The sequence below is a fragment of the Streptomyces sp. NPDC014889 genome, assembly GCF_043081205.1.
GTDB lineage: Bacteria > Actinomycetota > Actinomycetes > Streptomycetales > Streptomycetaceae > Streptomyces.
Window position 1 is genome coordinate 74,551 of sequence record NZ_JBIBWH010000002.1, and the last position, 22,340, is coordinate 96,890.

The following is a 22,340-nucleotide window of genomic DNA, read 5'->3' on the forward strand; positions in this document are numbered from 1 at the left end:
CTCCCGGTGTGCGGCCGACCGCGGCGAAGACGGACTCACGGTCATCGCTCTGCCCTGCCCGAACGTCGGTTGCCCCCGCGACCAACGGTATTGAACCACCACAAACACACGCAAACGCCCCGCCACGGCCGTCTCGCGGGCGGTCTGTTCGTGGCGGCCTGTTCAGAGGCAAGGGTAGGTCGATCTCCCGTTCGAACGCGTGACACCGGCGCGGTCGGGGCGGATGGCTCGCGGGGAACCCGACCGGATTCCCGTGGGGGTCCTCGTCGCGTCAGTCCGCCGTCGCGTCGTCGTCCAACCGGCCGAGTCGTTCGGCGAGTTGGAAGAGGGCGGGCAGGGCGGTGGCGATGGCGGAGCGGGCCGTGTCGTCCAGGGAGGCCAGGGCGGCGTCCATCCGGCGTTCGTGGGCCGTGGTCCACGCGGTGAGCTGGTCGCGGCCGGCGTCGGTGAGGGTGACGACGGAGGCGCGGCGGTCCGCGGGGTCGACCTCGCGCGCGACCAGGCCCGTGGTGATCATCTGGCCGATCAGTCCGCTGACGGTGCTCGGTGCGAGCCGCTGGCGGGCCGCGAGGTCGCTGATCCGGGCGGGCGAGTGCTCGCCGAGGACCTGGAGCAGCTCGACCTGGGCCATGGGCAGCTTCTCCCACGGGTAGTCGGTGCGGATCGAGGCCCGCAGGGCGCGGCGCAGGCGGGTGACAGCCTCGGTCAGCAGACGGGCGTCCGGCGCCTCGGCGCCGGGGCCGGGCAGGGGAAGCTCGGAACGGGGCTGCGCGGACATGCGGCAAGGGTAGCCGGGTCCCCGTACGCGCCCTCCGGCTCGGACCGGCGCCGGGCAATTCATCGGCTCACACGGCTGGTTCACCGGTTTCACACCCCCTCACGCCCCGAGTCCGGGCTGGGGCCGCCGGTGGTCGCCCCGCTCGGGCCCCAGCCGGGCCGCGACGACGGCGACGGCCGACACCGCCACCAGAATCGCCGCGGACCACCGGGCGCCGGCCTCCGTCCCGCCGCCGGACGCCAGGTGCAGGGCGAGGGTCACCAGTGCCACCCCGAGGGCGGTGCCCAGACCGCGGGTCATGTTGACCAGGCCGCCTCCGGTGCCGGAGGAACGGGCCGGGATCGCGCCCATGATCAGAGCGTTGTTGGCCGGGGTGAACGTCCCCAGCCCGGCGCCGACCAGGGCCAGCAGCGGCACCAGCCAGGCGAGAGTCAGCGGAACGGCCAGGAGCGAGGCCGTGGCCAGGAGGAAGACACCGGCGCCGGTCAGGCACCGGCCACGGTCGCTGAGGGAACGGGGCAGCAGCCGGTCGCCGCCGGTGGCGCCCAGGGCGAATCCGGCGGGCAGCGCCGTCAGCACCAGCCCCGCGGTCAGCTCCGAGGCCCCCCGCGCGGTCAGCACGACCGGCACGAGCACCAGCGGGCCGAACAGCACCAGATATCCGCTCAGCGCCCCGACCAGCCCGAACGCCACCGCGCGCACCCGCAGCAGCGCGAGATCGAGCAGGGGCGCGGCGATCCGCCGCTGCCGGCGTGCGAAGCCCCAGCCGGCCAGAGCCGCCACGCCGAACATTAGGACCACGCTCCAGCCGGGCACGGGCAGACCGGAGGCCGCGGACACGCCGAGCAGCGCGCAGGTCGTCGCCACGGCCAGCAGCGCCAGTCCGGTCCAGTCGAAGCGGGCCACCCTCGTACGGGCCCTGGTGCGCGGCAGCAGATAGTGCCCGCTCACCAGTGCGACCACCCCCACCGGCACGTTCACCCAGAACACCCAGCGCCAGCCCAGGGTGGACACCAGCGCGCCACCCACCGTGGGCCCCAGGGCGAGCCCCAGCGCCTGTGCGGCGGCCTGCACGCCGAGCGCGCTGCGCATCCGCCCGCGGGGCGCGCTGGTGGTCACCAGCGCGACGCTGTTGGCCTGCATCAACGCCGCTCCGGCCGCCTGCACCACCCGGAAGCCCACCAGCGCGGCCAGGGTGGGCGCCAGTCCGCAGGCGGCGGACGCCAGCGTGAAGACGGCGAACCCGTACAGGTACAGCAGCTTGCGGCCGTGGGCGTCCGCCAGCCTCCCGGCCGGCACCAGCAGCGCCACCAGGGCCAGCAGATACGCCAGCGACACCCATTCCACCGCGGCGAGCGAGGTGTGGAACTCCGTGCGCAGGCTGCCGTAGGTCAGCGTCACGATGCTTGCGTCCAGCTGGCCCATGAACGCCCCGAAGCACACCGTGGCCACGGCCAGCCGCCAGGCGTCCGGCCGCGACCGGATCCCCTCCGGGCGGGCCCGCTCCGCGGTGAGCACGGCGGGCCAGCGCGGACGGGACGGGGTGTGCGTGTCCGGAGCCATGACTCCAGATTACATCGGTCACCGAACTATTCGGGCTCCGTCCCATCCGGCCCTGCCGCAACGGCACGCCCTTGACCGCGGAAGCGCCCCCTCAGTCCTCCATCACCGCGACCGCGTCGAACCCCGCCCGGTGGAGGGTCCGGTGCACGGTGCGCCGGGCTCCGCGGATGGTGAGCGCGGTCGCCGGCCACCGCGTGGCGCCCCGCAGCAGGGCGTAGGCGCAGGCGAGGTCGAGGTGGGTGGCCCCGCTCATGTCCACGACCCACTCGTCGGCCTCGCTCAGCGGCGGGGCCGCGAGCCGCTCCTCCAGTGGCCGAAGGGCCTGAGCCCCGATGTCCCCGGTGAGGGCCAGCTCGGCCCGCCGGCCGTCGGTCGCCCTGATCATCAAGGGCGAAGCCGGAAGTTGCGCTGCTGCCATGGCGGCCTCCTTCGCGTCCGCCACACTCCATCCACCTACATGGTGCCCCCGGCACCGCGAAGGTGGGGCCCGGCGCCGGGGAGCGGTCCGCTCAGAACCTCTTGCGCGCCGTGCCTCCGGCCGGTCGCGCCGGTCGTGCCGTGGTCGTGGTGCGGCGGGTTTCACGGGCGGTGGACGTGGACCTGCGCGGGGTCTCGGTGTGCGGGGTGCGGGGCTGACGGTGGCGGGGCGTGGTCCGCCGGGGCGGGCGGGTCAGGGTGATCTGGCGTACGAACTGCTGGAAGGAGGCCAGGGAGGCCAGGCCCGGCAGGGCGGCCGCGGCGATGTCGACGATCGTCCTGGGCGCCTGCAGCACGCACAGGAGCATCGCGATGGACGAGAAGGCCAGCACCACGCTCCAGGAGTGGACGGCGCGGCGCTGGTGGAGCGCGGCCCGCAGCACGGACAGCGAGGCGACCAGCCAGGGACCGTAGACGAGCAGGGGCCACCAGGAGGCGATGCCGTCCTCCATACGGGCCACGGCCACGACGCGGAGGGGATCGTAGGCAACCATTCCGCCGAAGAAACTCACCGAGGAAGCGATGACCGCGGCCAGCGCGGCGATGACGTGACTGGCGGTCCGCAGGACGTTCGGGCGCTTGCGTTCCCGGACCTTTCGATGGCGTCGTGCGACCGCCTTCAGGGGAGGCAGTTCCTCCGTGATCGCGTGGAGGTTCTCCAGGGGCGTGTTCGGGGCGGGCTCGGTGCCCGGTGGCTCGTCGCGGGCGACGTGGATGTCCGGCCGGTGCTCCTCCATCGCGTCCTGGAGCATGAAGGCCAGTTCCTCGGCCGGGTCCCAGGTCGCGTCCGGCGGCTCCAGGGGAGACGTGAAGAACTCCGCCGGACCCCGGTGCCTGCCGGTGCCCGCCCCCTCGTATCCGCCTGCGTAACCGGGATGGCCCGAATAATCTGTCGAATGGCCGGAACGGTGATCGATACGTTCGTCGTACATATCCCGGCCGGTTATTCCGCTCCCGAGAAACGGGACCGGCCCACCGGACCGAGCCAGCGGCGGGCGAGGTCGGCTTCCAGTGTGCTCATCGCGTCCAGGAAATCCCGCAGCAGGGGTTCGGTCACCTTGAGGGCGACCGGGAAACCGCCTCTGGTCAGGGTGCCGTTGACAGTGGCCGACGAGTGCACCGGGGCGGGGAGGTAGGTGTAGGGACCCAGCGCCACCGCGTGCGCGGCGACCGGGTCCTCTCGCTCCTGACCCCCGAACAGACTCCAGTACCCTTCCCTGGTTGCCTTAGTCATGTCTCGACTAACGCCGTCCGACTTTCCCCGGATGCGCGGCAAACGGGTGAAGGAATTCCCTGATTAGCTCCATATGTGCGATCGGATGTCTCATCCGTACAAATGAAGAGACGGACATGGGCCGGTGAGCCGCCGTTCGGTGCGCGGCACGTCGACCATACGTCCACGCAGCCGCATGTCACGGGTACCGACCCGCCGCGTTCCGCACGGGCGACGCACGGGTCGGCGTCCTCGGCCGCTAGCGCAGGACCTGGACCTTCCGCTCCTCGCTCGTCTGGTCGATGTCCGACACCCGTACGGTCGCCTTCATGGTCCAGGTGCCGGGGATCGGAAGGTTGAGGGAGTCGGTGCCCCAGTAGCCGCCCCTGTTGGTCAGCGCGGCGTCGATGGGGCCGATGTTCCGTGCGGGCAGGGACAGGGACAGGCGCAGTTCGGGGACGATGGTCAGGCCGCCGTCCGGGCCGTAGACGACGGCCTCCACCGCGTTCTGGCCGACGCGGCCCGGTTCCAGGGTGATCTGCACCTTGCCGTGGCCGCCGGGGATGCCGACGTCGAACGGGATGACAGTGACGGAGGCGCCCGGAACCCCGGCTTCGGGCGTGGCCCGGGCCGCCTCGGCGGCCGCGCGGCCCGGCAGGGTGCCGGCCAGCACGGTGGTGAGGACCAGGACGGCGATGCCCACGGCGACCTCGGCCAGCACCGAGCGGCGCAGGGCGCGGCGGCAGGCGTCGGGGCCGGCCGCCGGGGTCTGCCCGTCGGATGCGGCCGGGTCCGCGTCCGCTGTGACCAGCCGTGCCGTCCAGCGCCGGGAGCGGGCCGCCACGGCCAGCAGCAGTACCACCACCACGAGTTTGACCAACAGCAGCCGGCCGTACGCCGTTCCGGTGAGCGTGGTCCAGGAGCCGAGACCGCGCCAGGACTGGTAGACGCCGGTGACCACGAGGACGACGACCGCGCCGAAGGCGATCCGCGAGAAGCGCACCACAGCGGCGGTCAGCGCGGGGCCGTCGGTGAAAGGCGCCGTGGCCGCGTCGGCGACCGGGGCCGCGACCGCCGTACGGCCGCCACCTCCCTCGGAGCCGACCGAGACAGCCGCCTCCGCCTCCGGCCCCCGGTCACCGCCCGAAGAAGCGGGGGCCGGTTCCCGGCGCGTGGGCGGCGGCGTGCCGTGCTCTGCCCGCGGCTCGTCCGGTGTGGCGTGCTGAAGGGTGGTCAGGAGGGCTGTCAGGCCGCCCAGCCAGACCGCCATCGCCAGCAGATGCAGCACCGACGACGTCATCGCGACCGGGACCTGGATGCCGGCCGAGGCGTGTTCGGACCCCGCCCACGTCAGCGCCAGGGCGAGGGCCAGCGCGGTGCCCGCCGCCAGGATCGCGCGCGAGGGCCTCTCCTCCGGTCGGCGCCGGGACATCCGTACGAGAAGAAGGGCCGCCGGCGCGAGCAGGGCCAGGCGGGCCAGCAGCATCAGACCGGGGCGGCCGGTCAGGATGCGGGCGAAGGCCGCGGGGTCGAAGGCCGACGCCGGACCGGCCCCGGTCTCGTAGGGCGCCCGCAGCACCAGCAGGGCGAGCGTGGAGGCCAGCAGCGCCCACCAGCCCGCGATCAGCGGCTTGCGCAGCGGACCCGTGTGCGGCGGCCGGCACAGCAGTGCGAAGGCCGCCGTGCCGATGAGCAGGGCGGCGGCGCCGTAGGAGGTGTAGCGCGCGAGATCGTGCAGGCCGCGGGTCGCGGGGTTCTCCGCCGGGCCGGTGTCGATCGCGGCCATCGTCGGGGACGGCTTGCCCACGGAGAAGGTGAAGGCGCCGGAGACGGGGTGGCTGTCCGCCGACACGATCCGCCACGCCACGGTGAACGTTCCTTCGCCGAGCCCCTCCGGGAACGCCACCCGGGCCGTGTCCGGACGTCCCGGCGCGTGCTCCGGTTCGCCCGTGCGCACCCGCCGGCCCTCGGGGTCGAAGAGACGGAAGGAGTCGTCGAGCAGGCTGACGGACTCGGTGAAGGTCAGGGTGACCGTGCCGGGCGCCGTCTTGAGGACGGTTCCGTCGGCGGGGTCCGCGCCCCGCAGGGCGGCGTGGGCCGAGGCGGGTCCGGCGCCGCCGAGGAGGATGAGGACCAGTACCGCGCCGAGCAGCGTCAGCTTCCCGAGTCGCCGCCGCCGTACGCGTCCACGGCGCGCAACGCCGTCCCGATCTTCGCCCCGCCGTCCGGTCACGTCACTTCTCCGTCTTGGAACTCGCCGGCTTCTGGATGGGTACGGACGAAGGCGGCGTTCTGCTCACCGAGTCTTGCTGATCGGGGATCCCCGCGTCCTCCGGGGTCCTCCGGCTGCGTCGCGCCGTCCGGCGGGCGACCATCGGGACATGGACGTCACCCTTCACCTCGCCCAGGACCCCGAGGCCGACGCGCTCCTCGGCCGCAGTCCGCTCGCCGCGCTGGTCGGCATGCTGCTGGACCAGCAGATCCCGATGGAGTGGGCGTTCACCGGGCCGGCGACGATCGCCAGGCGCATGGGCATCGACGACCTGGACGCCCACGAGATCGTGGCCTTCGAGCCGGAGACCTTCGCCCGGCTGCTGTCGGACAAGCCGGCCGTGCACCGCTACCCGGCGTCGATGGCCAAGCGGATCCAGCAGCTGTGCCAGTACCTCGTCGAGCACTACGACGGCGACCCCGAGGCCATCTGGCGGGACGTCGGCAGCGGGCGGGAACTGCTGCGTCGGCTCGAGGAGCTGCCCGGTTTCGGCAAGCAGAAGGCGCAGATCTTCCTGGCGCTGCTCGGCAAGCAGCTCGGTGTGCGGCCCACGGGGTGGCGGGAAGCGGCGGGAGCGTACGGCGAGCCGGACTCCTACCGGTCCGTCGCCGACATCACCGGGCCCGAGTCGCTGGCCAGAGTGCGGGCGCACAAGCAGGAGCTGAAGGCGGCGGCCAAGGCGGCCAAGTCGGCCGGGGCCGGGAAGCCGAGCAAGTCGAGCAAGTCGAGCAGTACGAGTAGTACGAGTAGTAAGGGGTCGAAGTCCTCCGGGAAGTGACGGGACGGCGGTACGCACGCCCCGGGTGGGCCCTGCGGCGGACGTCAGCCGACTGGCCGGTCCCGGGTGGCGGCGGGCGCACGCCCGTTCGCAGCATGGACCATGAGCGAGCCACCGAGCAGCGGCCCCGAAGGCGCGGGGTACGACGATCGCCGCGTCCACGCCGCACGGGACCCGCGGACCTCGCCGCCCCCTCAGGTCGAACCACCGCTGGAAGGGCCCCTGCACCTGATGTCCCACGCCGCCTGGCAGGCCGTCCTCGCCACCGGTGCGGCGGCGCTGATCCTCGGCATCCTGGTCCTGCTCTGGCCGGGCGCCTCCCTGCTGGCCGCCGGAGTCCTCTTCGGGATCTACCTGCTGGTCAGCGGCGTGCTCCAGCTGGTCTCCGCGTTCGGCACCCACAAGACGACCTCATTGCGCGTGCTGGCCTTCATCAGCGGCACCCTGTCGATCCTGCTGGGCCTGCTGTGCTTCCGCGGCGCCACGCAGTCGATCCTGCTGCTCGCGCTGTGGATCGGCATCGGCTGGCTGGTCCGCGGCATCACCCTGACGATCGCCGCCGTCCACGACCGCGGCGCGCCCGCGCGCGGCTGGCAGATCTTCCTCGGTGTGCTCACCTTCATCGCCGGGATCGTGCTGATCGACTCCCCCCTGCAGTCGGCCGCTCTGCTCATCGTGCTCGGCGGATGGTGGCTGGTGGTCGTCGGCATCTTCGAGATCGTCACCGCCTTCCGCATCCACGGGCACGCCCAGCGCGTCCCGCGTACCGCGTGAGCAGCCGCTGTCCACAGCCTGTGCACAACCGTCGCACGGCGAGAACTTCCACCCCCTTCCCGGTTCGCCCGGTTTTGGCGCGGCATTTCCAGCGCCGCACTCCGGCGGCCGGGCTGCGCCCGGATGGTCTGGGCCGGTAGGCTCTCCGTGTGATCTTCAAGCGCATCGGAAACGGCCGGCCGTACCCCGACCACGGCCGGGAGAGCACCCGGCAGTGGGCGGACGTCGCGCCGCGCCCGGTCCGCCTCGATCAGCTCGTGACCACCAAGCAGCAGCTCGACCTGGAGACCCTCCTCGCGGAGGACTCGACGTTCTACGGCGACCTCTTCGCGCATGTCGTGAAGTGGCAGGGCGACCTGTATCTGGAGGACGGCCTCCACCGCGCGGTGCGGGCGGCGCTCCAGCAGCGCCAGGTGCTGCACGCGCGCGTACTGGAACTGGACTGAGCTGCCGGACCGTCAAGGCCGCCTTCCGGACCGCCGTTCGACGACGGTTTGGACCTTTTGGGTTCTGCTGAGCGGCCACCAATGATCATCTAGTAGGAATCACCGCTCACGCCCACTACGCTGCGCCCATGAGCATGCTGACTCCCCCCGGCATGGGCGGGAAGTACCGGATCACGGGGAACAGATACCCGCGGATGCGCAAGCCCCGGCGACGCGGCAGGCTCGCGTTCCTCGCCGTTGCCTCCGTCGCGGTGCTGGGCGTGCTCGGCTGGGGCACGTGGCAGCTCATCGACGTCTTCACCGGCGGCAGGAAGGCCTCGGCGGCCGGCGCCGGCAGCGACTGCTCGACCAAGGCATCGCCCGCGGCGAGCCCGTCGGCGACGGACGCGGCCCGGGCGCTGCCCAAGCCGGGCCAGATCACGGTCAACGTCCTGAACGCCACGCCCCGCAGCGGACTGGCCAAGCAGACCGCGGACGAGCTGAAGAAGCGCGGCTTCCGCATCGGTCAGGTGGGCAACGCGACCGAGACCTTCGACAAGAAGGTCAAGGGCGCCGGACTCCTCCTCGGCCCCGCGTCCTCGCTGAACACCTCGCTGCCCGTCCTCGCCACCCAGCTCGCCGGGGCGGAGAGCCGCACCGACACCCGCAAGGGCACCGACGTGGACCTGATCATCGGCACCGGCTTCAAGGCGCTGACCCAGCAGGCGGCCGCCGACGAGGCGCTGACCGCCCTGACCGCCCCGCAGCCGGAGGCAACCGCCGAGAAGAGCGGCTGCTGAGGCTCCGAGGCCGGCCGCCGGACGGCCGCGGAACGCGTCGGCTGAGGGGCGTCGGACGGTGAGCCGGGGCTACTCGGCGGCGCCGTACATCCGGTCGCCCGCGTCTCCGAGGCCCGGGACGATGTACCCGTGCTCGTTGAGGTGTTCGTCGACCGAGGCCGTCACCACGGTCACCGGGGTGCCCGCCAGGTCGCGTTCCATGACGGCGACGCCCTCGGGGGCGGCCAGCAGGACGACCGCGGTCACGTCGTCGGCGCCGCGCTTGATCAGTTCCTGGATGGCCGCGACCAGCGTGCCGCCGGTGGCGAGCATCGGGTCCAGGACGTAGACCTGACGTCCGGAGAGGTCCTCCGGCATGCGCGTGGCGTACGTCGAGGCCTGGAGCGTCTCCTCGTTGCGGATCATGCCCAGGAAGCCCACCTCGGCGGTCGGCAGCAGCCGCACCATGCCGTCCAGCATGCCGAGGCCGGCCCGCAGGATCGGCACCACCAGGGGCCGCGGGTGGGAGAGCTTGACGCCGGTGGTCGGGGCGACCGGCGTGTTGATGTCGACCTGTTCGGTGCGCACGTCGCGGGTCGCCTCGTAGGCGAGCAGGGTGACCAGTTCGTCGGCGAGCCGCCGGAAGGTCGGGGAGTCGGTGCGGCGGTCGCGCAGCGTGGTGAGCTTGTGAGCGACCAGCGGGTGGTCGACGACGTGGAGACGCATGAGCCAAGAGTAATCGGGCCCCGATCCGGCCCGCCCGCCCGCTGCCCCATGGGGTGCGGCCGGGGCCGCACCCCCGCCACCGTGCGCTGTTGTGGCATCAAACCCACCATCGGAGGGAAGGTGGGAGTGACGGACTGGGGTGGTGAGCCGATGCGTGATCGGGAACGGGAACCTGACAAGGACCTCTCGCGGCGCGCGCGGCGGGAGACGGCGGACATCCCGGAGACGGCCGGCGCGGTGGACTCCGAGGCCGAGCGGCGCCGCCGCCGGGCCCGGTTCCTGCGCGATCTCGCCGAGGCGCGGGCCCTGCGCGACCGCGTCCAGCCCCGCCGCGCCAGGACCGCCCGGCTGCGGCACGCCATGCGCATGCGCACGTTCCGCTGGTAGGACGCCACCTGCACCCGCACGGACGCCACCGACGGTGGGTGTGCGTGGCCACCGGAGGAAAGCCGCGTACGATCCGCTGGTGGCGGCAACGTGTGCGCTGGTGAGTCGTTTACCGGCGTGCGGTAAAACTGCCGGACACAGGGAGCCGAAGACGTCCCCTGAAGGCCTTGTTTCTGCCACGATTCCGAGTGGGTGGGGCTCGGAGCCCAGCTCCCCCGCCCAGAACCTCCGCCGGGGGGACCCCCAACCGGCACGCCTATGACCAGTGGGAGAGTCACGGTGTACTTCGCCGCACTGCTCGCGCGCACCGAAGACGGGTGGGAAGCGAGCGACACGGAGCTCGACGATGTGGAGACGCTGGCCGACCTGGCCGACCTGGCCCGGGAAGCCTCGACCGACGACGACACGGTGCTCGTCCTGATCGAGCAGGAGGACGCGTGGTTCGGCGTGGTCCGCGTGGACGGCGAGGACGACCCTCGTATCTACGTCTCCGACGCAGCCGCCGCCGCCCGCAGCTCGTACGGCGAGATCCTGCTCACCGACGAACTGCTCGGCCGGGATCCCGGCGACGACGGTCCCGACCTGGACTCCCTCGACCTCGACGGCACGGAGGAGGGTGAACCGGCGTCCGCCGAGGACGAGGATGAGTCGTCCGGCGAGGCCATCACGCACAGCCCGCTGGGTGACGGCGGGATCCTCGACGATCTGGGGGTCGGCCCGAAGGAACTGCGCACCCTGGACCCGGACGACGCGCTGGGCGCCATCGCCGAGGCCCTGGGCGCCTCGGAGGTCCTGGAGACCGTCCGCTGACCGGGGCCGGCGCGCTGCGGGCGAACGGGACTCCGGACCCGGCCGGGGTCCCGGACCCCGTGCGGGACCCCTGGCGGGCCGCGATGCGGCTCGCTCTGGACGAGGCCCGGCGGGCCGTCCCGGGCGGGGACGTGCCGGTCGGCGCGGTCCTGCTGGCCGACGACGGCACGACCGTGCTCGGCGTCGGCCACAACGAGCGCGAGGCCACCGGCGACCCGACCGCCCACGCGGAGGTGCTCGCCATCCGGCGGGCCGCCGCGAGGACCGGGCAGTGGCGGCTCTCGGGCTGCACGCTGGTGGTCACGCTGGAGCCGTGCACGATGTGCGCCGGGGCGATCGTGCTGTCCCGGGTGGACCGGGTGGTCTACGGCGCCCGTGACGAGAAGGCGGGCGCCGCCGGCTCCCTGTGGGACGTCGTACGGGACCGGCGGCTCAACCACCGGCCCGAGGTGGTCGAGGGCGTGCTCGCCGGGGAGTGCGCCGCGCTGCTGACCGACTTCTTCCGCGGCCGCTGACCCCGGGCCCCGGGCGGGACGGAAACGGATTTCGGACCACGGCCCGGTGTGCTGTAAGGTCTCCCTCGGTAGCGTGTCCGAGCGGCCGAAGGAGCTCGCCTCGAAAGCGAGTGTGGCGCAAGTCACCGAGGGTTCAAATCCCTCCGCTACCGCTCGAGAAGGGCCCCGTCCGCAAGGACGGGGCCCTTCGTGCGATCATCTACAGCGCTCGGCCCGGACGGTACCGACTCAAGGCAACTCAGCGACAGGGATTCAGCGACAGGGGGAGGCCGCGATGGTGATGAACGCCAAGAAGATCGCCGTCTATGTGATCGTGGTCTTCGTGCTGTATGTGATCATCACAGATCCGAAGGGGGCTGCGGGCTACGTCGAGATAGGGTTCGAAGGCATCTCGGACGCCGCCAAGGCGATAGGCGACTTCATGACGTGGGCCGCCAACGGAGGAAAATGATGATCCGCCACCTGGTCCTCTTCAAGCTGAACGAAGGCGTCGAGCGGGACGACCCGCGCGTCGTCGCCGGGGCCGAGGCCTTCCGCGCCCTCGGCGGGCAGATCGAGGACCTGCGCTTCTGGGAGTGCGGCTGGAACGTCAGCGACCGGCCCATCGCCCACGACTTCGCGATCAACTCGGCGGTCGAGGACGCGGACGCGCTGCGCCGGTATCTGGAGCACCCGGCCCACCAGGCCGGCGTGGCCCAGTGGCGCGAGTTCGCCACGTGGGTGATCGCCGACTACGAGTTCTGACGGCCCGTACCGTCTCAGTCTTACGGCCGTACGGCTGCACGCTCGGCCCCGCATCGGAACGGTGCGGGGCTTTTCGACGTCTTATGCCCTATTTCATCCCTCAACACGTGCATATGCGGTGCTTGAACACGATGCACCTGTCTTGTGATGCTATGACCGCTTTTGACGGATGAGTTGATCGACGAAGAGGTGGCGTTGACCGTGTCGGCCAAGACTGCGCCGCCCCAGGATCCCGTCTCGGCCCCGGCACCGGCCGCCCCGACTCCGGCCACCACGGCCCCGACTTCGGCCGCCCCGGCCTCGACTCCGACCGCCCCGACCCCGACCCCGACCGCGACCGCGGCCGCGGATCCGACTGCGACTCCCACCCCGGCCCCGGCTCCGGAGAAGCGCCGCGGCGCCGACACCCGGGCCCTCACGCAGGTGCTCTTCACCCAGTTGAAGGAGCTCGAACCCGGCACGTCCGAGCACTCCCGCGTGCGCGGGGCGCTCATCGAGGCGAACCTGCCGCTCGTGCGCTACGCGGCCGCCCGCTTCCGCTCCCGCAACGAGCCGATGGAGGACGTCGTCCAGGTCGGCACCATCGGTCTCATCAACGCCATCGACCGCTTCGACCCGGACCGGGGCGTGCAGTTCCCGACCTTCGCGATGCCGACGGTCGTCGGCGAGATCAAGCGCTACTTCCGCGACAACGTCCGCACGGTCCACGTCCCGCGCCGGCTGCACGAGTTGTGGGTGCAGGTCAACAGCGCGACCGAGGACCTGACGACCGCCTTCGGCCGCTCCCCCACGACCGCCGAGATCGCCGAGCGGCTGCGCATCACCGAGGAGGAGGTGCTGTCCTGCATCGAGGCCGGGCGCTCGTACCACGCGACCTCCCTGGAGGCGGCCCAGGAGGGCGACGGACTGCCCGGGCTGCTCGACCGGCTCGGCTACGAGGACCCGGCCCTGGACGGCGTCGAGCACCGCGACCTCGTCCGCCATCTCCTCGTCCAGCTTCCCGAGCGGGAACAGCGGATCCTGCTGCTGCGCTACTACAGCAATCTCACCCAGTCGCAGATCAGTGCGGAGCTCGGTGTCTCCCAGATGCACGTGTCCCGGCTACTCGCGCGTAGCTTCCAGCGATTGCGATCCGCAAACAGGATCGAGGCGTAACCGGCACGAGCGAATCACCCATCAGGGCTGTTCCCGACATCTTCGGGCTGAAAAGTCGTCAGACCCCTTCTTTCCAGGGTCGATTCCGTTCTGACTTGTCGACAAGTCCCTACAGCGCGTTGCCGACATGTGACATTCTGCGGGAAGCGCGTTTGCCGTGGCTTCGGCTCCGGTATTCAGGTGAGGGCTGCGTTCTCCTCGTCAGAGAGCGTGGCCGCGACCGTCCCGCGACCCAGAGGGGGTGGCATGTCCGCAGACCAGGGCAGCTCCAAGGTGCTGACGCTCACGAAGAGCGAGACGCCCTCCCCGGCGCTCGAGCCGCTCGACGCCCTCGACGACGTGGCGGCCCTCGAGGCCGCTCCCGCCCCGGCTGTTCCGTCCGCGCCGGCCCCGCCGGCCTCGGAGACCATCGACACCCGCACCCTGTCCCGCTCCCTGTTCCTGCGGCTCGCCGCACTCGACGAGAACAGTCCCGAGCGCGCCTACGTCCGGGACACCCTGATCGAGCTCAACCTCCCGCTGGTCCGTTACGCGGCGGCCCGTTTCCGCTCGCGCAACGAGCCGATGGAGGACATCGTCCAGGTCGGCACCATCGGCCTGATCAAGGCGATCGACCGCTTCGACTGCGAGCGGGGCGTGGAGTTCCCGACCTTCGCGATGCCGACGGTCGTGGGCGAGATCAAGCGCTTCTTCCGCGACACCTCGTGGTCGGTGCGCGTGCCCAGGCGCCTTCAGGAGCTTCGACTGGCGCTCACCAAGGCCAGCGACGAGCTCTCCCAGAAGCTCGACCGCTCCCCGACCGTCACGGAACTGGCCACCGTGCTGGGCGTGTCGGAGGAGGACGTGGTCGACGGCCTCGCGGTCGGCAACGCCTACACCGCCTCCTCGCTCGACTCCCCGACCCCGGAGGACGACGGCGGCGAGGGCTCCCTGGCCGACCGCCTCGGCTACGAGGACACGGCGCTGGAGGGCGTGGAGTACCGCGAGTCGCTCAAGCCGCTGCTGGCCAAGCTGCCGCCCCGGGAGCGCCGGATCATCATGCTGCGCTTCTTCGCCAACATGACCCAGTCGCAGATCGGCGAGGAGGTCGGCATCTCGCAGATGCACGTCTCCCGGCTGCTGACCCGGACCCTGGCACAGCTGCGGGAGGGGCTCATCAACGACTGATCCGCACGGTCCGGCCCGTCCCGCCCGACGGGGCGCCGGACGTGCGACGGGCAGCACGGCGCGATGCCGTGGTGACGTCGACTCCTGGCCGCCGAGGCGCCGTTGCGGGCGCGTCGGCGGCCGCGGTCTGTCCGGGAGCCGTTTCCCGGCCGCGCGCGCGGGGGCGGCGGGGCCGGCGAAGTCGTACGGAGAAGGAGTGGTCCGCCCTACTTGAGCGCGAGCCAGGCGACGGCCGCGACGACCGCGACCAGGACGACGACACCGACGATCAGGCCGATGCGCGGGCCGGAGGAAGCCTGCTGCTGGGTGCTCTGGGGAGGCGCGTCGTCGACGAACGCGCGGAACATCTGGGTGCTGCCGGCGGGGTCGTAGTTGCCCTGCGGGCCCTGGGTGTTAGCCATGGCCCGAGACCCTAGCGAAAACGCTGCCGCCGCCCAAGCGCGGGGCCCTGCGGCTCACTTGGCGGGGACCTGAGGAAGGGGCGGCCGGACGGGTTCCCGGACACCGGCCGGGTCGCGTCCTGGTCGCGGACCGGTGGACCCCACCCCACCTGCGGATTTACATTCGCCAATACTTGCCTTTGCTAACTTTTTGCACCGCTGAGGCCCGATTTGTTTGCCTGCGGCAACCAACCACCCCTACGGTTGCCCTGAGCAACGAATTCGGGGAGGTGTGATGGCCGAGCAGGCGCAGTACGAAGAGCTCGCGCGTCAGCTCAGTGCCGTCGGAGCCGTGAAACGGGACATGGGGCGGATCCTGCCGCCCGACTGCCCGGCCGGCTCGGCCGCCGTGCTGACCCTGCTCGGCCGCCACGGGGACATGCGCATGAGCAAGCTCGCCGAGCTGCTCGCCGTGGACATGTCGGTGACCAGCCGGCATGTCGCGCACGTCGCCGCGCGCGACTGGATCGAGCGGATCCCGGACCCGGCGGACAAGCGTTCGCGCATCCTGCGCCTGACGCCCGCGGGTCTCGACCAGCTCGACGAGCTGACCCGGCGGAGCACCCGCCTGCTCAGCGAGCGGCTGAGCGACTGGACCGACGACGAGGTCGGCCAGCTGATCCGGCTGATGGCGCGCCTGCGCGACAGCTTCGGCGACTGCCGTTCCGCTCCGGCCCGGATCCCCGCGCCCGTTGCCCCCAAGACCACCCGTACACCCGCAAGCACGTAAGTAAAGGAAGCCCATGGCAACGACCACACCAGCCGGTGTGCGGGCTCACGCCAAGCACGGGGGAGGCTCCTCCGGCAGCGCTCCGATGACGCACCGGCAGATCATGGAGGCGCTCTCCGGGCTGCTGCTCGGCATGTTCGTGGCGATCCTGTCGTCCACGATCGTCTCCAACGCGCTGCCGCACATCATCGGTGACCTCGGCGGCGGTCAGTCCGCCTACACCTGGGTGGTCACGGCCGCCCTGCTGTCGATGACCGCGGCCACTCCCCTGTGGGGCAAGCTCGCCGACCTCTACAGCAAGAAGGCGCTCGTCCAGATAGCGCTCGTCATCTTCGTCCTGGCGTCGGCCTGCGCGGGCCTGTCGCAGAACCCGGGCATGCTGATCGCCTGCCGTGTGGTGCAGGGCATAGGCACCGGCGGTCTGTCCGCCCTGGCCCAGATCGTCATGGCCGCGATGATCTCGCCCCGTGAGCGCGGGCGTTACTCCGGCTACCTCGGCGCCACCTTCGCCGTGGCCACCGTCGGCGGCCCGCTGCTCGGCGGTGTCATCACCGACACCTCGTGGCTGGGCTGGCGCTGGTGCTTCTACGTCGGCGTGCCCTTCGCGGTCATCGCGCTGATCGTCCTGCAGAAGACCCTGCACCTGCCCGTGGTGAAGCGGGAGGTCAAGGTCGACTGGGGCGGCGCGTTCCTGATCTCCGCCGCCGTGTCGCTGCTGCTGATCTGGGTCACCTTCGCCGGTGACAAGTTCGCGTGGCTGTCCTGGCAGACGTACGCGATGGTGGCCGGTTCGATCGTCCTCGGTCTGCTGTTCGTGCTGGTCGAGTCCAAGGCGAGCCAGCCGATCATCCCGCTGCGGCTGTTCCGCAACCGCACCATCACGCTCGCGTCGGTCGCCTCGCTGTTCGTCGGTATCGCGATGTTCAGCGGCACCGTGTTCTTCAGCCAGTACTTCCAGCTCGCCCGCGACAAGTCCCCGACCATGTCGGGCGTCATGACCATCCCGATGATCGGTGGTCTGTTCGTCTCCTCCACCGTCTCCGGGCAGTTCATCACCCGTACAGGACGGTGGAAGGGCTGGCTGGTCAGCGGTGGCGTGCTGGTGACGGCGGGTCTCGGCCTGCTCGGCACCATCCGCTACGACACGGAGTACTGGAAGACGGCCGTCTTCATGGCCCTGCTGGGCCTCGGCATCGGCATGATGATGCAGAACCTGGTGCTGTGCACGCAGAACCAGGTCGCCCCGAGCGACCTGGGCTCGGCCAGCTCCACGGTCACCTTCTTCCGTTCCCTCGGCGGTGCGGTCGGCGTCTCGGCGCTCGGCGCTGTGATGGCCCACCGGATCACCGACTACGTCAGGGACGGCCTGGCCGATCTCAGCCCGAAGTACGCGGCCGCCCTGTCCGCCTCCGGTTCGAGCGACACCATTCCGGACATGAACGCGCTGCCGAAGCCGCTGCGCACGGTCATGGAGAGCGCCTACGGGCACGGCATCGCCGACATCTTCCTGATCGCGGCCGCGCTGGCTGCGGTGGCCTTCCTGGTCTCGCTGTTCATCAAGGAGGTCCCGCTGCGGACCAAGGGCGGGCTGGCGCAGACCGCCGAGGCCGAGTCCGCGCCGGTCGACCCGGCCGCCGCCCCCGTCGTCGCCGAGGCCCGCTCCTTGGAGACGGCGCCCGGCTCCGCCGGAGAGCGGGTGCCGAGCTGGGCGATGGCCGCCTCCCCCACCGAGGGCGCCGGGACCGGTCCCGAGGGCACGCAGCGGCCGGCCGCGGTCGCCACGGTGGCACCCGGTGCGCCGGGTGCCGGTGCCGGCGGCGGGATCCCGGTGCACGGCTTCGTCCGGGGCGCCGAGAGCGCGCCGGTGCCGCAGGCCGCGGTCACGCTGATCTCGCTGGCCGGCCGCCAGCTGGGCCGGTCGGTCGCGCAGGCCGACGGCGCCTACACGGTGGACGCGCCGGGCGCGGGCTCGTACGTCCTGATCGCCTCCGCCGACGGCTTCCAGCCGCAGGCGTCCACGGTGGTCGTCAACAGCGGGCCGGTGGCGTACGACATCCTGCTCAGCGGCACCAGCGGGCTGGGCGGTGTGGTCCGGGCCGCCGGATCCGGGCTGCCGGTGAAGGACGCCATGGTGATCGTCACCGATGTGCGCGGCGACCTGCTGGCCACCGGGACCACCGGGGAGAGCGGCGAGTTCTCCTTCGCCGAGCTGGTGCCGGGCGCGGTGACCGTCGCGGTGAACGCCGCCGGGTACCGGCCGCGGGCGCTGCCGGTCGAGGTCGGCGGCACCGGGGTCACCCGGGTCGAGATCGATCTGGAGGCCGGGGCGCGGCTGCAGGGCGTGGTCCGGGCTCCGCACGGGCCCCTCGCGGACGCCAGGGTGACCCTGGTCGACGCGGCGGGCAACGTGGTCGGCACGTCCACCACCGGTGCGGACGGGGCGTACGCCTTCACCGATCTGAACGGCGGTGACTACACCGTCATCGCGACGGGCTACCCGCCCGTGGCGACCGCCCTGACGGTCACCGGACCCGGTGTCGACGACCACGACATCGAGCTCGCCCACCCCGGCGAGTAACCCCGGGCCAGGGTGCCCATGAGACCCGGGCGGGGATCCCGGGTCACGGTCCGGCCCGTGGCGGGGCGCGCTCCGAGGGGAGCCGCGCCGCGCCGCGGGCCGGCCGCTTTCCGACCATTTGGCAAGGCTGTGCAGGGAGAAAACGGGATGGGACTGACCGCGAGGATCCGCACCCGGGACGGATGGGCCGTGTCGCACGCGGTCGTCACGATGACCGACATGACCGGCACGCAGGTGCTGCGGGCCGAGGCCGACGCGGAGGGCGCCGTACGGGACGCGACGGCGCTGGCACCCGGCGCGTACACGGTGATCGTCACGGCGGTCGGGTACGCGCCCGCCGCCTCCAGCTCGATCGTCACCGCGAGCGGCAGGGCCGAGGTCGGCACGGTGACGCTGGCCCGGCAGGGCGGCAGCGAACTGCCCCCGCCGGGGCCGTGGACCATCGACCCGGCGCACTCCTCGGTGGCCGCGGTCGCCCAGCACCTGGGGATCTCCAGCGTGCACGGCCGGTTCACGGACTTCGCCGGCACCGTCGAGATCGCCCCCGACGACGTCACCAAGTCCCGGGTGGAGGCGGTCATCCGCGCCGACTCCATCGACACCGGCAACGGCATGCGCGACGGCCACCTGAAGTCCCCCGACTTCCTGGACGTCGAGCGGCATCCGCGGATCACCTACCGCTCCACCGGTGTGACCGCCGCCGGCCCCGACCGCTGGACCGTCCACGGCGAGCTGGGCATGCGCGGCGTGGTCCGCCCGGTCGACCTCGACCTCGCCTACCTCGGCACCGGCGCCGACCCCTGGGGCGGCACCCGCGCCGCGTTCCGCGCGACGACCGAGCTGCGCCGCGAGGACTTCGCCATGAACTACAACCAGGTCCTCCAGGCCGGCATCGCGGCCATCGGCACCACCCTGCGGGTCGAACTGGACATCCAGGCGGTCCAGGGCACAGCGCTCCCCGCGGCGTAGCCGACGCGGTCCACGGACCCGCGGCCCTAGCGGCCGCCGGACGGCGGGCGGCCCCGGTCCGTGACGCGGGAGACCAGGTCGGTGGCCAGGTCGCGGAGTTTGGTGTTGCGGTGCTGCGAGATACGGCGCAGCCGCTCCAGGGCCCTGCCCGCGTCGACCCGTTCCCGGGCCATCAGAACGCCGATCGCCTGGTCGATGACGCTGCGGGACAGCAGTGCCGTGCGCACGTCGGACACGGAGGCCCGGTCGCGTTCGAGGCGCAGGGCGAGGTCGACGGCGTCCGCGGCGCGGGCGGCGAACGTACGGGCCTTGTGCCGGCCCGCCCGGAGTGCGCCGGGCTCGGCGCCGTAGAAGTTGATCGCGGCGCCCGTCTCGCCGGTCACGACGAGCGGAAGCGCCAGTACGCACCGCACCCCGACGGACAGCGCGTACGGCGTGTACGCGGGCCAGCGGGGCTCGGCGGCCAGGTCGGGCGCGTACTGCTCGGTGGCGGTCTCGGCGGCGGTGACGCACGGGCCGTCGCCGTTCTCGTACTGGCGCAGGTCGAGGCCGCCGGGCAGACCGCCGCTGCCCGCCAGGGTCAGCAGCCGCTCGTCCCGGCGGACGGTGATGCTGCACGCGGCGGCGCCGGGCACGTCCTCGACCGCGCGGTCGGTCAGATCCCGCAGCAGCGTGTCGAGACCGCCGCTGCGCACGATCGCCCGCTCCAGCGGGTCAGGGGTCGTCTCGGGGCTCATGCAGTTGCGTGTGTCCCCCTGCCGCCGATCAACTCGCCCTCGCTCATGTGGCGTTGTTCGCATCGACGATCCGGCGGGCGAGGTCGCGCAGTTTGACGTTCTCCCGCTGCGAGGCGCGCACCAGGCTGTCGAAGGCCTCCGCCGCGTCGATGTTCAGCCGCTCCATGAGGATGCCGGTGGCCTGGCCGATCAGGTCCCTGGTGCGCATCGCCTCGGTGAGCTGCTCGCGCACGGTCACCGAGTCGAGGGCGAGGCTGACGTGCGCGGTGAACAGCCGTCCGACGCGTGTCGCGGCGTCGTCGAAGACGCCCGGCTTGCGGGCGTAGACGGTGAGCACGGTCAGCCGCCTCTTGTCGGCGCGCAGCCGCAGCGCGAGCGCGGAGCGCAGGCCCAGGCCGGCCAGCGACGCGCCGCCGTCGTCGGCCTCGCTGTCCGCCAGGTGCACGACAGGCGCGTGCCACAGGTGATCCCAGTACGGCTCCGGATCGCCCCCGTCACCGCCGGCGGATGCCTCGGCGGCGCGCACGACCTCGTCGGTCCAGGCGGCCGGACGGCGGCCCGTGCCGCGCTCCAGCACCGAGATGCCCGCGTGCTCGGCGCCCGGCAGCAGACGCACGGCGAGCCGTACGGCGGCTTGCATGGTGCTGTGCGGGGTGGCGGTGTCGTGCAGTTGCTGAGCCGCCGCCGTCAGTGCTTCGGCCAGCTCAAGATCCCCCGGAAAACGGGGCAATTCAGAAAAGTCGGAGGCAGGCACCACGAACCTCTTCGGCATGCACGGCCACACGGCCATGCGCAGGAGAGCTCCGCAGCACATTCCCGACTGCGAGCACAGGACGAACAGAACTTTATCTCGTTCCTCCCACCAAGTTTCCCCTGGTCGACGGTCGGCCTCCGCCCCCGCGAACCGGCGTCGAAGACGCCATCGGCCCAGGGCCGGCCCTAGGCTGCCGGTATGGCACCGGACATCGCGACCAACACCCGCGTCTCGCTGGATGAGCTGCTGGACTTCGTACGCCCCCGCCACCGCGCCCTGCTGCTGACCCGGCGGTCCGACGGCGGCCCGCAGGCCTCACCGCTGACCTGCGGAGTCGACGACTCCGGGCGGATGGTGGTCTCCACCTATCCGGAGCGCGCCAAGACCCGCAACGCCAGGCGGGACGAACGGGTCGGCATCGTCGTGCTGAGCGACGAGTGGAACGGACCGTGGGTGCAGATCGACGGCACGGCCGAGGTGATCGACGCGCCGGACTCCGTGGAACCCCTGGTGGAGTACTACCGCAACATCGCGGGCGAGCACCCGGACTGGGACGAGTACCGGGAGGCCATGGTCAGTCAGGGCAAGTCGATCATCCGGATCACTCCCCGGCGCTGGGGCCCGGTGGCGACGGGCGGGTTCCCGGCACGGCTCGCGCCGCGCGACGCTTAGCCGATCGCGGGCGGCCGCACGCTCGCTCAGTCAGCCGCACTCCTCAGGCGTACTCCTGGTCAACCGCGGGCGACCATCGCCTCGATGCCGGCGACCAGCAGGTCAAGGGCGAAGGCGAAGTCGCGGTCCAGCATCTCCGCGACCGTGTCGCCGCCGCGGGCCGCCATGAGGATCGCGGACTCCCGGAGCACCTCCGCTGCGTCCGGCGCCCGGGTCGCCGCGCTCATCGCGTGCCGGAAGTAGTCGTCCGGGGCCATGCCCGCCTCGGCGCAGCGGGCCACGAAGTGGCCTTCGATCGTGCCGTAGCCGTACACGAACTGGAAGACGGCGGAGATCGCCCCGGTCAGCCGCTGCTCGGGCAGCCCCGTACGGCGGATGACCCGCTGCACCGTGCCCGAGAAGGCGAGCGAGTTCGGGCCGATGTTGAGGAACGTCCCGGCGAGCGGCGACAGCCAGGGGTGGCGCACCAGCAGTGCCCGGTACTCGGTGGCGAGCCGGCGCAACTGCTCGCGCCAGTCCGCCTCCTCGTCCGGCTCGGGCAGCCGCAGCTCCCCGAAGGCGGCGTCGAGGGCGAGTTCGAGCAGGTCGTCCTTGGTGTCGACGTACCAGTACACGGACATCGCCGTCACGTTCAGCTCGGCGGCGAGCCGGCGCATGGAGAACTTCGCCAGGCCCTCGGCGTCCAGCAGCCGCACCGTGGCCCCGGTGATCCGTTCCCGGTCGAGACCGGACGGCTGCCCGCCGCGCCCGCCGCGGGGCGCCTTGCCCTCCAGCCAGACGCTGGTCCGCGCCGCGCGCTTGGCCCCCTGGGCTGCCTTCACCATGGCGCACCTTCCTCGACTCCTGAACCGCCGGACGTACCGGCGCGCCCGCGGGCGCGCGGGGCGGTGCCCGGCA

26 protein-coding genes and 1 tRNA gene are annotated in these 22,340 nt (G+C 72.1%); 16 read left to right on the forward strand and 11 right to left on the reverse strand.

The window, feature by feature from the left end; genetic code table 11:
- Positions 1 to 271: 271 nt before the first annotated feature.
- The 6 genes from ACF09J_RS03400 to ACF09J_RS03425 form a co-directional block, all read right to left on the reverse strand.
- Positions 272 to 778, reverse strand: coding sequence for a MarR family winged helix-turn-helix transcriptional regulator (locus ACF09J_RS03400; protein WP_392303692.1), 507 nt, complete (start codon positions 776 to 778; stop codon positions 272 to 274).
- 99 nt (positions 779 to 877) lie between these two features.
- Complete coding sequence (locus tag ACF09J_RS03405) at positions 878 to 2,341, reverse strand: MFS transporter (RefSeq protein ID WP_392303693.1); 1,464 nt, start codon at positions 2,339 to 2,341, stop codon at positions 878 to 880.
- A gap of 91 nt (positions 2,342 to 2,432) precedes the next feature.
- Complete coding sequence (locus ACF09J_RS03410; RefSeq protein WP_392303694.1) at positions 2,433 to 2,759, reverse strand: STAS domain-containing protein; 327 nt, start codon at positions 2,757 to 2,759, stop codon at positions 2,433 to 2,435.
- A gap of 91 nt (positions 2,760 to 2,850) precedes the next feature.
- Positions 2,851 to 3,750, reverse strand: coding sequence for a hypothetical protein (locus tag ACF09J_RS03415; protein ID WP_392303695.1), 900 nt, complete (start codon positions 3,748 to 3,750; stop codon positions 2,851 to 2,853).
- A gap of 11 nt (positions 3,751 to 3,761) precedes the next feature.
- Positions 3,762 to 4,052: a hypothetical protein gene (locus ACF09J_RS03420; protein ID WP_392303696.1), complete on the reverse strand. Its 291-nt coding sequence runs from the start codon at positions 4,050 to 4,052 to the stop codon at positions 3,762 to 3,764.
- A gap of 238 nt (positions 4,053 to 4,290) precedes the next feature.
- The gene (locus tag ACF09J_RS03425; protein ID WP_392304157.1) at positions 4,291 to 6,189 is read right to left on the reverse strand and encodes a copper resistance protein CopC; all 1,899 of its coding nucleotides are present in this window, start codon (positions 6,187 to 6,189) and stop codon (positions 4,291 to 4,293) included.
- 223 nt (positions 6,190 to 6,412) lie between these two features.
- Between ACF09J_RS03425 and ACF09J_RS03430 the strand changes: the two genes are divergently transcribed.
- The 4 genes from ACF09J_RS03430 to ACF09J_RS03445 all read left to right on the forward strand — a co-directional run bounded on the left by ACF09J_RS03430 (position 6,413) and on the right by ACF09J_RS03445 (position 9,080).
- The gene (locus tag ACF09J_RS03430) at positions 6,413 to 7,081 is read left to right on the forward strand and encodes an HhH-GPD-type base excision DNA repair protein (RefSeq protein ID WP_392303697.1); all 669 of its coding nucleotides are present in this window, start codon (positions 6,413 to 6,415) and stop codon (positions 7,079 to 7,081) included.
- 102 nt (positions 7,082 to 7,183) lie between these two features.
- Positions 7,184 to 7,855, forward strand: coding sequence for an HdeD family acid-resistance protein (locus ACF09J_RS03435; RefSeq protein ID WP_392303698.1), 672 nt, complete (start codon positions 7,184 to 7,186; stop codon positions 7,853 to 7,855).
- A 149-nt stretch (positions 7,856 to 8,004) separates the two neighbouring features.
- Positions 8,005 to 8,301: a type II toxin-antitoxin system VapB family antitoxin gene (locus ACF09J_RS03440; RefSeq protein WP_004943146.1), complete on the forward strand. Its 297-nt coding sequence runs from the start codon at positions 8,005 to 8,007 to the stop codon at positions 8,299 to 8,301.
- Positions 8,302 to 8,453: 152 nt separating this feature from the next.
- The gene (locus ACF09J_RS03445; protein ID WP_392304158.1) at positions 8,454 to 9,080 is read left to right on the forward strand and encodes a LytR C-terminal domain-containing protein; all 627 of its coding nucleotides are present in this window, start codon (positions 8,454 to 8,456) and stop codon (positions 9,078 to 9,080) included.
- A gap of 69 nt (positions 9,081 to 9,149) precedes the next feature.
- On the opposite strand, the gene upp is transcribed toward ACF09J_RS03445, so the two are convergent.
- Positions 9,150 to 9,785, reverse strand: coding sequence for a uracil phosphoribosyltransferase (gene upp / locus ACF09J_RS03450; protein WP_141359975.1), 636 nt, complete (start codon positions 9,783 to 9,785; stop codon positions 9,150 to 9,152).
- A 150-nt stretch (positions 9,786 to 9,935) separates the two neighbouring features.
- Between upp and ACF09J_RS03455 the strand changes: the two genes are divergently transcribed.
- The 8 genes from ACF09J_RS03455 (at position 9,936) to ACF09J_RS03490 (ending at position 14,563) form a co-directional block, all read left to right on the forward strand.
- Positions 9,936 to 10,172, forward strand: coding sequence for a hypothetical protein (locus tag ACF09J_RS03455; protein WP_392303699.1), 237 nt, complete (start codon positions 9,936 to 9,938; stop codon positions 10,170 to 10,172).
- A gap of 279 nt (positions 10,173 to 10,451) precedes the next feature.
- Positions 10,452 to 10,982 (forward strand): hypothetical protein, encoded by a 531-nt coding sequence (locus ACF09J_RS03460; protein ID WP_392304159.1) that lies wholly within the window; start codon positions 10,452 to 10,454, stop codon positions 10,980 to 10,982.
- A gap of 83 nt (positions 10,983 to 11,065) precedes the next feature.
- The gene (gene tadA, locus ACF09J_RS03465) at positions 11,066 to 11,497 is read left to right on the forward strand and encodes a tRNA adenosine(34) deaminase TadA (protein ID WP_392304160.1); all 432 of its coding nucleotides are present in this window, start codon (positions 11,066 to 11,068) and stop codon (positions 11,495 to 11,497) included.
- 67 nt (positions 11,498 to 11,564) lie between these two features.
- Positions 11,565 to 11,649: transfer RNA gene (locus tag ACF09J_RS03470), tRNA-Ser, on the forward strand.
- 122 nt (positions 11,650 to 11,771) lie between these two features.
- Positions 11,772 to 11,948 carry a hypothetical protein gene (locus tag ACF09J_RS03475; protein ID WP_392303700.1) on the forward strand — a complete coding sequence of 59 codons (177 nt, stop codon included), beginning with the start codon at positions 11,772 to 11,774 and terminating at the stop codon, positions 11,946 to 11,948.
- Positions 11,948 to 12,241, forward strand: a complete 294-nt coding sequence (locus ACF09J_RS03480) for a Dabb family protein (protein WP_392304161.1) — start codon at positions 11,948 to 11,950, stop codon at positions 12,239 to 12,241. The genes ACF09J_RS03475 and ACF09J_RS03480 overlap by 1 nt, the downstream gene beginning before the upstream one ends.
- A gap of 201 nt (positions 12,242 to 12,442) precedes the next feature.
- Entirely contained in the window at positions 12,443 to 13,396 is a 954-nt protein-coding gene (locus ACF09J_RS03485; protein WP_392303701.1) for an RNA polymerase sigma factor SigF, read from the forward strand.
- Between the two features lie 246 nt (positions 13,397 to 13,642).
- Entirely contained in the window at positions 13,643 to 14,563 is a 921-nt protein-coding gene (locus ACF09J_RS03490) for an RNA polymerase sigma factor SigF (RefSeq protein WP_392303702.1), read from the forward strand.
- Between the two features lie 206 nt (positions 14,564 to 14,769).
- On the opposite strand, the gene ACF09J_RS03495 is transcribed toward ACF09J_RS03490, so the two are convergent.
- Positions 14,770 to 14,964, reverse strand: a complete 195-nt coding sequence (locus tag ACF09J_RS03495) for a hypothetical protein (RefSeq protein WP_392303703.1) — start codon at positions 14,962 to 14,964, stop codon at positions 14,770 to 14,772.
- Positions 14,965 to 15,238: 274 nt separating this feature from the next.
- On the opposite strand from ACF09J_RS03495, the gene ACF09J_RS03500 reads away from it, so the two are divergent.
- The 3 genes from ACF09J_RS03500 to ACF09J_RS03510 all read left to right on the forward strand — a co-directional run bounded on the left by ACF09J_RS03500 (position 15,239) and on the right by ACF09J_RS03510 (position 19,280).
- Positions 15,239 to 15,733, forward strand: a complete 495-nt coding sequence (locus tag ACF09J_RS03500) for a MarR family winged helix-turn-helix transcriptional regulator (RefSeq protein WP_392303704.1) — start codon at positions 15,239 to 15,241, stop codon at positions 15,731 to 15,733.
- Between the two features lie 13 nt (positions 15,734 to 15,746).
- Positions 15,747 to 18,311: an MFS transporter gene (locus ACF09J_RS03505; protein WP_392303705.1), complete on the forward strand. Its 2,565-nt coding sequence runs from the start codon at positions 15,747 to 15,749 to the stop codon at positions 18,309 to 18,311.
- Between the two features lie 147 nt (positions 18,312 to 18,458).
- Positions 18,459 to 19,280: a YceI family protein gene (locus tag ACF09J_RS03510; RefSeq protein ID WP_392303706.1), complete on the forward strand. Its 822-nt coding sequence runs from the start codon at positions 18,459 to 18,461 to the stop codon at positions 19,278 to 19,280.
- Between the two features lie 26 nt (positions 19,281 to 19,306).
- Here ACF09J_RS03510 and ACF09J_RS03515 read toward each other — a convergent pair whose 3' ends face one another.
- Positions 19,307 to 20,017 (reverse strand): GAF and ANTAR domain-containing protein, encoded by a 711-nt coding sequence (locus ACF09J_RS03515; RefSeq protein ID WP_392303707.1) that lies wholly within the window; start codon positions 20,015 to 20,017, stop codon positions 19,307 to 19,309.
- Positions 20,018 to 20,060: 43 nt separating this feature from the next.
- Positions 20,061 to 20,789 carry a GAF and ANTAR domain-containing protein gene (locus ACF09J_RS03520; protein ID WP_392304162.1) on the reverse strand — a complete coding sequence of 243 codons (729 nt, stop codon included), beginning with the start codon at positions 20,787 to 20,789 and terminating at the stop codon, positions 20,061 to 20,063.
- Between the two features lie 180 nt (positions 20,790 to 20,969).
- Here ACF09J_RS03520 and ACF09J_RS03525 point away from each other — a divergent pair, with 180 nt between their 5' ends.
- A complete protein-coding gene (locus ACF09J_RS03525) occupies positions 20,970 to 21,443 on the forward strand; it encodes a PPOX class F420-dependent oxidoreductase (RefSeq protein ID WP_392303708.1) in 474 nt (157 codons plus the stop codon).
- A gap of 59 nt (positions 21,444 to 21,502) precedes the next feature.
- Here the strand turns inward: ACF09J_RS03525 and ACF09J_RS03530 are convergent, their stop codons facing one another.
- Positions 21,503 to 22,267, reverse strand: coding sequence for a TetR/AcrR family transcriptional regulator (locus ACF09J_RS03530; protein ID WP_392303709.1), 765 nt, complete (start codon positions 22,265 to 22,267; stop codon positions 21,503 to 21,505).
- Positions 22,268 to 22,340 lie beyond the last annotated feature (73 nt).

Excerpts from the sequence above, each read along its gene's own strand:
- ACF09J_RS03505 (WP_392303705.1), top strand. The coding sequence starts at position 15,747 with ATGGCAACGACCACACCAGCCGGTGTGCGGGCTCACGCCAAGCACGGG.
- tadA (WP_392304160.1), top strand. The coding sequence starts at position 11,066 with ATGCGGCTCGCTCTGGACGAGGCCCGGCGGGCCGTCCCGGGCGGGGAC.
- ACF09J_RS03430 (WP_392303697.1), top strand. The coding sequence starts at position 6,413 with ATGGACGTCACCCTTCACCTCGCCCAGGACCCCGAGGCCGACGCGCTC.
- ACF09J_RS03490 (WP_392303702.1), top strand. The coding sequence starts at position 13,643 with ATGTCCGCAGACCAGGGCAGCTCCAAGGTGCTGACGCTCACGAAGAGC.
- ACF09J_RS03525 (WP_392303708.1), top strand. The coding sequence starts at position 20,970 with ATGGCACCGGACATCGCGACCAACACCCGCGTCTCGCTGGATGAGCTG.
- ACF09J_RS03445 (WP_392304158.1), top strand. The coding sequence starts at position 8,454 with ATGGGCGGGAAGTACCGGATCACGGGGAACAGATACCCGCGGATGCGC.
- ACF09J_RS03495 (WP_392303703.1), bottom strand. The coding sequence starts at position 14,964 with ATGGCTAACACCCAGGGCCCGCAGGGCAACTACGACCCCGCCGGCAGC.
- ACF09J_RS03515 (WP_392303707.1), bottom strand. The coding sequence starts at position 20,017 with ATGAGCCCCGAGACGACCCCTGACCCGCTGGAGCGGGCGATCGTGCGC.
- ACF09J_RS03410 (WP_392303694.1), bottom strand. The coding sequence starts at position 2,759 with ATGGCAGCAGCGCAACTTCCGGCTTCGCCCTTGATGATCAGGGCGACC.
- ACF09J_RS03415 (WP_392303695.1), bottom strand. The coding sequence starts at position 3,750 with ATGTACGACGAACGTATCGATCACCGTTCCGGCCATTCGACAGATTAT.
- ACF09J_RS03520 (WP_392304162.1), bottom strand. The coding sequence starts at position 20,789 with ATGCCGAAGAGGTTCGTGGTGCCTGCCTCCGACTTTTCTGAATTGCCC.
- ACF09J_RS03400 (WP_392303692.1), bottom strand. The coding sequence starts at position 778 with ATGTCCGCGCAGCCCCGTTCCGAGCTTCCCCTGCCCGGCCCCGGCGCC.
- ACF09J_RS03455 (WP_392303699.1), top strand. The coding sequence starts at position 9,936 with ATGCGTGATCGGGAACGGGAACCTGACAAGGACCTCTCGCGGCGCGCG.
- ACF09J_RS03510 (WP_392303706.1), top strand. The coding sequence starts at position 18,459 with ATGGGACTGACCGCGAGGATCCGCACCCGGGACGGATGGGCCGTGTCG.
- ACF09J_RS03480 (WP_392304161.1), top strand. The coding sequence starts at position 11,948 with ATGATCCGCCACCTGGTCCTCTTCAAGCTGAACGAAGGCGTCGAGCGG.
- ACF09J_RS03500 (WP_392303704.1), top strand. The coding sequence starts at position 15,239 with ATGGCCGAGCAGGCGCAGTACGAAGAGCTCGCGCGTCAGCTCAGTGCC.
- ACF09J_RS03435 (WP_392303698.1), top strand. The coding sequence starts at position 7,184 with ATGAGCGAGCCACCGAGCAGCGGCCCCGAAGGCGCGGGGTACGACGAT.
- ACF09J_RS03530 (WP_392303709.1), bottom strand. The coding sequence starts at position 22,267 with ATGGTGAAGGCAGCCCAGGGGGCCAAGCGCGCGGCGCGGACCAGCGTC.
- ACF09J_RS03405 (WP_392303693.1), bottom strand. The coding sequence starts at position 2,341 with ATGGCTCCGGACACGCACACCCCGTCCCGTCCGCGCTGGCCCGCCGTG.
- ACF09J_RS03475 (WP_392303700.1), top strand. The coding sequence starts at position 11,772 with ATGGTGATGAACGCCAAGAAGATCGCCGTCTATGTGATCGTGGTCTTC.
- upp (WP_141359975.1), bottom strand. The coding sequence starts at position 9,785 with ATGCGTCTCCACGTCGTCGACCACCCGCTGGTCGCTCACAAGCTCACC.
- ACF09J_RS03420 (WP_392303696.1), bottom strand. The coding sequence starts at position 4,052 with ATGACTAAGGCAACCAGGGAAGGGTACTGGAGTCTGTTCGGGGGTCAG.